The organism is Methylobacterium sp. J-072 (assembly GCF_022829425.1).
Taxonomy (GTDB): domain Bacteria; phylum Pseudomonadota; class Alphaproteobacteria; order Rhizobiales; family Beijerinckiaceae; genus Methylobacterium.
On sequence record NZ_JAKSYK010000179.1, the window covers coordinates 1 to 446 of the forward strand.

1 pseudogene is annotated in these 446 nt (G+C 70.9%); it reads left to right on the forward strand.

Annotation, left to right across the window (positions count from 1 at the left end):
• Positions 1-446, forward strand: a pseudogene (locus tag MKK67_RS21410) (chemotaxis protein); the annotation flags it as partial.

The following is a 446-nucleotide window of genomic DNA, read 5'->3' on the forward strand; positions in this document are numbered from 1 at the left end:
AGGGCGGCGACGAGATCGCCCGTCTCGGGCGTACGCTGGACGCGATGGTGGACAACCTGTCCGACCTCGCCCGGACCAACCGCCCCGCCACCGCCGACCTCAACGCCGCCGCCGCCGAGATCCGCGCCTCCGCCCAGCAGCAGGCGGCTTCCGTCGAAGAGCAGTTCGCCCCCGTCCAGGAAACCGCCGCCACGGTGGACGAGATCACCCATTCCGCCGCCCAGATCGGCAAGCGCGCCACCGAGGTCAGCGCCACCGCCCAGGCCACCCCCGACACCTCCGGCCAGGGCCTGCGCGCGGTCTCCGAAACCGCCAAGGCCATGGACGCGATCGGCGAGCAGGCGGAGGAGGTGGCCGGCAACATCGTGAGCCTGTCGGAGAAGACCCAGACGATCGGCGACATCATCGAGACCGTCAACGACATCTCGGAGCGCACGCATCTGCTC